Here is an 8408-nt window from a genome sequence, read left to right as displayed (position 1 = left end):
GGTATTCCAGTCTTGAAAGAAAACATTTTTCGTCACCTTCTTGTTGCCAACGTGTCATTATCATTTAGGACGCTTAGTTTTCTAATTCACATATAATGTGACTACCTTGTAGCAGTTTCTGATTCCTCATCGCATTGTTCATGACACATCGTAGTATTTGTCTTCATCCAGCATATTGACGTTTTTCGCCAAAATGAAGGTGGAGGTAATGTTGGTGCTGTTGTTGCAGATGGCGAAAAGCATAGCTGCCAGCGGCTCTATGCAGAGGATGATGGACACAGCGCTGGTTGGCACGCCAACGGTCATGAAGAGATAGCTGAGACAGATGATGCCGCCGCAGGGAATAGGCGGCTTGGCTATGGCCATGAGGGTGACAGTTACATAAAGCGTAAGCAGCATATCCCCAGTGACATCCACGCCATAAATACGCATCATCATCACCGTGACCAGGGCAAAGTACACGCTCTGCCCGGCCTTGTTGATCTGAATTCCCACGGGAATGGAAAATGAGGCCAGCCGGGAATCAACCCCCAACTTATCCGTGCAGAATTTCAGCACAAAGGGCAGGCTGGCACTGGCACTGGCAATCGCCGCCGGTACCGGGCTGAAGGCAATGACTTTTTTAGTCAGGCAGAAGGGCGGCATTTTCCCCATGATAAAAACCATAGCCGCGCCTACCCCCCAGCCCACCAGAACGCCCAAAGCCAGGCCGATAAGCAGCTTGCTGAAAGCCAACAACGAGGAAAGACCGGTGCTGGCCATCAGGGATACCATGGAAAGAAACACCATCAGCGGGATTGCGCGGACAATGATTTTCAGCACATCGCTGCAAAAGCGGAACATGAAGTCTATCCCCTCCATGGCCCAACGGGGCTTGCTGCCCATGCGATTTATAGCTATACCAAAGAAAATGGCAAGGAACATCGTCTGAAGTATCTGCTGCCCCTTGAACGGGTCAACTAAATTGTCCGGCACAATATCCAGCAGCATGTCCTTCAGTGAAGCATTGGCGGCAGGCGGTGCGCCGCCTGCCGTCGGCATCCCCGCCTGAAGATAGGACAGGTCACCGGAAAAAATCATCAGGCTAAGCGACAGCCCCACGAAGGTCATGATCAGCATGGTAAGGAGAGAGATGGTTACAAGCCTCTGCCCCAGTTTTCCTACATCAGCAGCCTCGGATATATTAGTTATACCGGAAATGATGGAAAAGAACGTCACCGGGGCCACCATCATCTGCAGGGCGTTCAGGAAAAGATGACGCACAGGAGTGACTATGTTGTCGTTGAAGGCGGACAGCACTGAAGCATCGCAAAAGATCTGCATGGCCAGGCCGCAGGCTGATCCACCAATAAGGGCCATGAGCAGCCATAGAACCTGCCTGCTGCCTTTCCCCGCTTCATGTACCTTGATATTTACAAGATTTTCCCGGTTCTTGTAGTTATAGCTTAGCTTCCGGCGTTGCGCTTTCAATATAACCAGCCGATAAGCATCAGCACTGCCTTCTTTTTGCTCGGTCACCTTGACGCTGGGGTCAAATTCATCTCCACGGCAGGCAAGCTGAAGGATGATATCACCAAATCGTTTTTTGAAGGTGACCTCAGCAGTAAAATCCTCCCCACCGTCCAGCCCCTCCTTCAGGCGAAGGAAAGACTCTTCCACCATGAGCTGGGCCCAAGTAATCTCCTTAGGAGTAGCTTTGGTCCCAGCCAGTTCTTCAGCAATTTCCTGCTGGGCCGCTTCCAGGCTGCCAAAGGTGAGCACAATTTTCTTTTTCATGATTATAAAGTATCCACGGCAGCCGTCAGGACTGCGAAAACATTGATGCCTAGACCGCGACCCGCCTCCGTCATTTCCTCGCCACTGGTGGCTGTAATGCCTATGTTCTCTGGTGCCGTTTCAAGCATCTCGGCCAAGCTGCGCCTCATATCAGGGATTTTTGGGGTAATCCTTGGCTTTTGGCACTCTATGGAAAGAGACAGATGGATGACGGTTGCACCCATGGCCTTCAAATCCTTCAGGCCATCCTGCAGATATACCCGGCTGTCCGTAATCCCCTGCTTCAGATATGCCTTCGTCTTCGGTCCCAGGATATCAACAGTGGTGATACCTGTGATGGCGCGGGTAACGGCATGCAGGATCACATCGCCGTCACTGTTGGCCAAAAGCGGCGTTTCCTCTGGGAAAACCACGCCCCCCAGGATGAGTGGCTTGCTACCGCCATCAAGGTCGAATTTATGTGAATCTTGTCCGATGGCCACTTTTGCAATTTTCATGTCCTTCCCCCCCTATTTGCCATTACCCGAACTGCGAATTTTGCCAATCAGGATGGTGGTAGAAACGCCAGGGGTCTCTTCCACCTCGTTTATGGCAGTGCCAATCCGCTGATAAAGGCTGGACAGGATCTGAGGCAGTTTCTTCCCTGGCTTGATCAGTACATCAGGACGCAAATCAGACACCAGCTGATAGTAGCGCAGATACTGCATCTTTTCTTCAGGCTGTACATCGGGAACGCCGGCTTCTATCAGGCGATTGGCTATCAGAGTGTAGTCCACATATTTTATGGCATCTACAATCATAGCCCGTTGCTGCTCGTCAACAATGGGGCGGTCGGTGCCTTTGAGCTTGATGGCCTCATCACACTTGACCAGGACCACCAGAATATCACCCAGAGCTTTGGCCCGGCGTATCATGTTCAAATGGCCGAGATGAAAAAGGTCAAAGGTACCCTTAAGCATGACAATCTTCTTGTCCTGGTGGCGGGCGCGGATTTCTTTCAGATCTTCATAGTTGATAATCATTTTTTCACACCTCTCCTATTCCACTACAGCAGGGAAATACTTATTAAGCTTATTTATCTGCGCCAAGGCCCAGTCCTGACGTGGGAAAAGATTTTTCCGCGCATCTGCAATATGCAGGTTCCTTAACTCGGCACCAATCTGGGCATGCTTCATGGGGAACAGGGCACTGCGAAGGAAGCCGAAGGCTTCGCACATCTCCTTGATCTCCTGGCACTGCGCTGGGCTTTGGGGTGAAAAATACAAACGCACCACCGCATCCCAGAAGCGATGCATATTTTCCGGCGTCAAGCCGTGGCTGGCTTTGCGCTCCGGCATATCGCTGCAATGGACGCGAAAAGCGCCGCCGGCCAAATCGAATATGGGATGTCCATAGCCTACATCCGCCATATCAATGAGCACCATTTCGCCATCCTGGCAGAGGACATTGTTTTCATGATAGTCGGAATGCACCATGGTATGACGTTCAGGGATGGAGTCAACCATCTTTTTCAAAAAGTCGGTTTCTGCCGGGGTGTAATAAGGCTCCATGCCTTTCACCCAGCCCATCCATCTATCCTTGGCAGCAGGAAACTGGCCCATGTCTTTTATGGACGTGCAATGGATCTTTTTATATAATTCGACAAATTTTTCCATGACCGCATCAAATCTGTCCAGATGGGCAGTGATAGTGCCGCCTACGGTATCGGCATGGGAAATTTCCTCAAACACCACCCCATAAGAATTGCCACAACGCACTACATCGTACGATATAGCCGTGGGAATACCTGCGACAAAGGCTTTTTTAGCAAAATCAAGTTCCTGCTGGATTTTTTCCAGCGATACGCCATCCACATAAAGTTTGACTATGGTTTCCGAGTCTATACGATAAGCAGTGCTGCTGCGTCCCCGACCTATGGGCACTGCGCCCTCAAGGGATATCTGCCGCATCTTTTTTCGTATGTCCATGATTTTGTTGAGCCTTGTCATATCAAAGATCTCATACACTTCAGGAGAAACCTCGCAAATAGTGATGGGACTTGAGGCTTCTTTCTGCAGCTTGATGAGCAGCCTCAGGCCAGCGCTCGATATATAGCGCAGCGCCGAGGCCTCTAAGACCGTCTTCTCTTCAGGATGAGCCTCCAGGATGTTCTTGATATCTTTTTCAAGGTCATGCACATTCTGCGAATCGATGCTGCCCTCCAGGAATATAGTCAAGGCACCATTTTCATTTGCATATTTCATTCAATACGTCATTCCTTTCTGCCAAGTTTTTACAACACGCTCTTTCATACCACCTCAATCGATTGCGCCCCATCAACTGTCAGGGTTCGTAATATAAAAAAAATTCTCCCTACACCTTGTATTATCCTGCTAAAAAGTGTCTGTAGAAAATTTCCCTTATCCCAAATAGATCAGCCCCAGCATGGTTATGTCATCGGATTGCTCCGCTTCTCCAGCGTAGTCCCCCACATCTTTCCGCACAGCAGTGAGGATTTCTCTTACATCCTTTCCTACCTGCATGTTCAGCGTTTCCTGAAGGCGCTCTTCCGAGTACATTTCCTTGGCCTCGTTCATGGCCTCCGTCACGCCATCCGTATAGAGGAAGATCATCTCTCCCTGTTGAAGGACAAGACGATTAGACTCGTACACTTCATCCTCGTTCACGCCCAGCATAGCGTGTTTCTTCTTATGGCACAGATAGCGGAACTTGCCATTCTCCTGCACCAGCGGCGGATTGTGCCCGCCATTGACATAGATGAGTTCACCCGTAACCAGATCAAGCTGGGCGAGAAATACCGTGACGAACATCATTTCCTCATTTTCACGGCATAGCTCCTGATTGGCCAGCATCATGACAGCGGCAAAATCATCGGGAGCTTTTGCCATCAGCACCAGATTTTTCAGCGTGGTCTTGGCGCGCATCATGAAGAGCGCCGCCGGAATGCCCTTGCCGGACACATCGGCGATGGTGATGACCAGGTGATTTTCATCCGTCAGATAAAAATCGTAAAAGTCACCGCCCACGCCCTTGGCAGCATCCATGGAGGCATAAATCTGAAATTCTTTGCGATTAGCCAGGAAATTCTGGGGCAGTGCCCCAAGCTGGATATTTTGGGCCACAGAAAGCTCGGCTGCCGCTTTCTCCTTCTCTGCCGTCACCCGGGACAGATTATCTATATACGCCTTCAGCTCATCCGTCATGGCATTGAAGCAGACTGCCAAGTGTTCAATTTCATCGCCGGTTTTTATCTCCAATTTCTTATCAAGGTTGCCGCTTGCAATTTCTCTTACACCGTCAGCCATCTGCTTGATGGGTTTGACAAATCTGTCAGAAAGCCGCTCCGACATGAAAAACATCACTACAATCATAACAAAGAGCGCCAGCAGGGCCATCTTCAACAGGAAAAGGTACTCACTCTGCAGGTTTTTCTTGAAATTATCCATCTGCCCCATAAAATAATTCTGGCTTTCCTGGAGGGAAGATGTCATATCATCCTGGGACACCAAGACGCCAAGGCTCCACCCCATGGTGGGGATAGGGGCAAAGGCCAGCATATACTTCTCACCGTATACTTCAACAGGCATCATGCCTCTTTCGCCCCTGGCCATCTGCCGGGCAGCCTGGGATAGCTCCGGCACCTCACTTTTTCTCAGGTCCTGAGGCTTGTCTGTCTCTGCCAGGACACCTTCCTGCAGGGGCGAAAAGACAATCTTGCCCTCATTGGTCATGACAAAGTTGATGCCCTTTTCCCCAATGGCAGTATCGTGAATGTACCGCCTCAGCTTTTCCGTAGCCATATCTATGCTGGCTACGCCGGCAATGCCTTCAACATCGTAATAAGGTACAGAGCAGCTTATTACCTCCACATCGCTGTGCTGCTCATTCAAAATAGTGAGATAAGGCAGGGAAAATACCGCCTTCTTGGCCTCGACGGCATTCAGATACCAGGGCCGAACACGGGGGTCATAGTCAAAGGCCGGGTCGTCGGACAAGGGACTGTACTCATCGCCGGGGAATACGCTGCTGCAGATCAGGAAGCCGTGTTTGCTGCCGAAATAAGTGGCTGAATAGCTGTCATTGCCGTAAGACTTTTCCATAGGCACCAGAGTGCCCTTGATATTGGCAGCCAGCTCCACTTCCTTCTGTACCGTTTCGATGCCACGCTTCCGCACATCAGGGCTGTAAAGAATGCACGGCGCAGTAGGCGGGACTTTCCCGTTATACAGGTCAAAGACGTTCCCCGGCAGGAAGTTTTCCGGATGCAGCTGTATCCAGGTCAAAGCCTCTGACAGAATCTGCACATCATGCTGCATCAGCGACATTTCCCGGTCAATATACCCGGCTTCTGCCTTGGCCAGTTCTGCCAGTGTGTCCTTGCTGGTCTTGTTGATATACTGCTTCGTGTACTCAGCCCCCGACTCCGAGAGCTGGGTCCCCATATCGGCTATGTCCCTGCGGACAAAGGTAATGCCATAAAAGGACAGACCTGCAAACACCAGGGCCGACAACAGGCTGCTTATGACCAGCAAGCGTAGCAGGCGCGCCCTGATATTTGGCTGTCCGTGCACCATTTTTCGCAATATCCATAGGAACTCTCCCATAATCCGAACTCCTTTGCAAGAAATGATTCTCATTTGCCCAATTTCATAGCAGCAATCCTATTCTGCATAGTAGACCTCTTCCTGAACCTTCCCCTCCATGCGGGCCAGCAGGAAAGATGTGGTGGCATTGGACACAGCATTTCCCACAGTCCTGATGCCATCCACCAACGGGTCAATACCGATAAACAGCGTAATCGCCCCGGCGGGGACTCCGGCCATTTCAAAAATAGAGGCCATCACCAACACCGTTGCCCCGGGCACGCTGGGAAAGGTAAAGGTTACCAACAGAGCCGCAAAGAAGAAAGAAAGCATGAATTCCATATCAAGGGGCAGTCCCAGGGTAAGGCGCATCAGAATCGCTGCCGTCATGGCATACATGCCTCCGCCGCTCATGTTGAACTGTATGCCCATGGGAATCGAGAACATGGCCAGCTTCTCATCTATGCCAAGTTTTTCAGCGCAAAACTCCAGCGTCTGGGGAATGCAGGCATTGGAGCTTCGTATGTTAAAGGGCAGCAGGCTGTAGGAAGCTGTCTTCTTCAAAAAGGCCACCGGCGATATCCGTCCTATCACGGCCACAAAGAGTCCCGATACCAGCAGCATCAGGAAACAGCCCAGGAAAATAGCGGCAATAAACCAGACATAGAACAGCAAAGCAGAAATTTCCACACTCATCATGAGTTTCGCCATAGAGGCCGCCACCACCAGAGGCAGGAATGGCATGATGACCCCCATGGCATCCATGACCAGCCGATAAAATGAGGCTATAGTCTCCTTCATCCAGGCCAGGCGCTCCCCTGACCTCACCAGCAGCAGGCCAAAGAAACAGGAGATAAACAGGATTTGCAGCAGATTGTTGGAAGCAAAGGGGGCCACAACATTCTTCGGCACAATGCCCAATAGCAAATCCCGCAAAGACGGAGTGGATGCCTCCACCGTCCCCATCTCCGCTGTCTCAACCAGTTCAGGCGTGGCTCCCAGGCAGCTGCCAAGGAGCACCGCTATCCCCAGGGCAAACACCAGCTTGACCACCGATATGACCATCATCTTGCCGCCCATGCGCCCCACATCAGCCGCATTGGAAATGCTAAGAATGCCGGACACCACCGAAAGGAAAATCATGGGGGCAATCATCATCTGCAGAACGCTCATGAAAAGGATTTCCACAGAACTGAAGATATTGTGCTCAATCCAGCCCAGTGCTTCCGCCCCTAAACAGGACTTGAGCGCCAGCCCCAGTATAATTCCACCTGCCATACAGAGCAGCATATGATACATCTGCTTGTTGGTTGACTCATGCACCTGAATGGAAACTATATTGCAGCCCTGCCGCCGCACATAGCTCATTTTCTGCCGATGGGCTTTCAAGCTGGCCAGAACGTAGCGCTCTTCCTCGTCATCGGAGTTTTCATCCAGTTCAATAACAGGATTGTGGGGTTCCCCCTTGGCGGTAAGCAAAAGATTCACATCACCCAGCCGCTTCTGCAGGGAAATCTCTGCCGCAAAGCCTTCAGGATTGCCGGAAGCTGCCGCCAGCCGCAGGAAATTCTCCTCCAGCAAAAACTCAGCGGTCATCATTTCCTGTCGGCTCACTTTTTTTGCTTCAAGTGCCTCTTCCAGCCATTCATGTGAATTAGGAAACTCTAAGTTCACTATTCACGTTCCTTAAAGCTTGCACATTTTTCAATGTACCCCCAGATTTTATGGCAAAAACTTATTGCAAATGAGTATTACCCATCTCAGCTAGATGTTTCACATGTACAATAGTACTCGTAAGAAAGAAGGTGAACATCATGTTGAGATTGCCTGAAATCGGCTCCCACGCTGCTTATCAGCAGCTCCTCTCCCAACTCATTTGCAACAAGCATCTCAAAAAGAAGAAACACAAGCTCGCAGCCAAGCTCTTAGCCCTTGACCTCTCACCGGTTGACGAGATCATGCGCCCCTTTCTATTCAGAGGAGGGCCGCCCTGCATGGCTGCCTTCCTCGATGCTTCGTTCGTATCTCCTCTCCATCTGGTTTAACTCC

7 protein-coding genes are annotated in these 8408 nt (G+C 50.7%); 1 reads left to right on the top strand and 6 read right to left on the bottom strand.

Going from position 1 to position 8408, the window contains the following annotated elements:
- Positions 1–138: 138 nt before the first annotated feature.
- The 6 genes from BLW59_RS16690 to BLW59_RS16665 form a co-directional block, all read right to left on the bottom strand.
- Complete coding sequence (locus tag BLW59_RS16690) at positions 139–1776, bottom strand: dicarboxylate/amino acid:cation symporter (protein ID WP_074698972.1); 1638 nt, start codon at positions 1774–1776, stop codon at positions 139–141.
- Positions 1777–1778: 2 nt separating this feature from the next.
- Entirely contained in the window at positions 1779–2273 is a 495-nt protein-coding gene (ispF, locus tag BLW59_RS16685) for a 2-C-methyl-D-erythritol 2,4-cyclodiphosphate synthase (RefSeq protein WP_074698970.1), read from the bottom strand.
- A gap of 12 nt (positions 2274–2285) precedes the next feature.
- Positions 2286–2798, bottom strand: coding sequence for an adenylyltransferase/cytidyltransferase family protein (locus tag BLW59_RS16680; protein ID WP_074698968.1), 513 nt, complete (start codon positions 2796–2798; stop codon positions 2286–2288).
- Positions 2799–2813: 15 nt separating this feature from the next.
- The gene (locus tag BLW59_RS16675; protein WP_074698966.1) at positions 2814–4019 is read right to left on the bottom strand and encodes an anti-sigma factor antagonist; all 1206 of its coding nucleotides are present in this window, start codon (positions 4017–4019) and stop codon (positions 2814–2816) included.
- Positions 4020–4175: 156 nt separating this feature from the next.
- Positions 4176–6380, bottom strand: a complete 2205-nt coding sequence (locus BLW59_RS16670; RefSeq protein ID WP_175463491.1) for a SpoIIE family protein phosphatase — start codon at positions 6378–6380, stop codon at positions 4176–4178.
- A gap of 57 nt (positions 6381–6437) precedes the next feature.
- Positions 6438–8033: a dicarboxylate/amino acid:cation symporter gene (locus BLW59_RS16665; protein WP_175463490.1), complete on the bottom strand. Its 1596-nt coding sequence runs from the start codon at positions 8031–8033 to the stop codon at positions 6438–6440.
- Positions 8034–8173: 140 nt separating this feature from the next.
- Here BLW59_RS16665 and BLW59_RS16660 point away from each other — a divergent pair, with 140 nt between their 5' ends.
- Positions 8174–8404, top strand: a complete 231-nt coding sequence (locus BLW59_RS16660; RefSeq protein WP_074698960.1) for a hypothetical protein — start codon at positions 8174–8176, stop codon at positions 8402–8404.
- Positions 8405–8408: the final 4 nt, after the last annotated feature.

Origin of the sequence: Selenomonas sp. KH1T6, assembly GCF_900108415.1 — a bacterium.
Classification (GTDB): Bacteria; Bacillota; Negativicutes; order Selenomonadales; family Selenomonadaceae; genus Selenomonas_B; species Selenomonas_B ruminantium_A.
This window is presented reverse-complemented; position numbering and strand designations above follow the sequence as displayed.

Coding starts and splice junctions, on each gene's coding strand:
- BLW59_RS16690 (WP_074698972.1), bottom strand. CDS start 1,776: ATGAAAAAGAAAATTGTGCTCACCTTTGGCAGCCTGGAAGCGGCCCAG.
- ispF (WP_074698970.1), bottom strand. CDS start 2,273: ATGAAAATTGCAAAAGTGGCCATCGGACAAGATTCACATAAATTCGAC.
- BLW59_RS16680 (WP_074698968.1), bottom strand. CDS start 2,798: ATGATTATCAACTATGAAGATCTGAAAGAAATCCGCGCCCGCCACCAG.
- BLW59_RS16675 (WP_074698966.1), bottom strand. CDS start 4,019: ATGAAATATGCAAATGAAAATGGTGCCTTGACTATATTCCTGGAGGGC.
- BLW59_RS16670 (WP_175463491.1), bottom strand. CDS start 6,380: ATGGGAGAGTTCCTATGGATATTGCGAAAAATGGTGCACGGACAGCCA.
- BLW59_RS16660 (WP_074698960.1), top strand. CDS start 8,174: ATGTTGAGATTGCCTGAAATCGGCTCCCACGCTGCTTATCAGCAGCTC.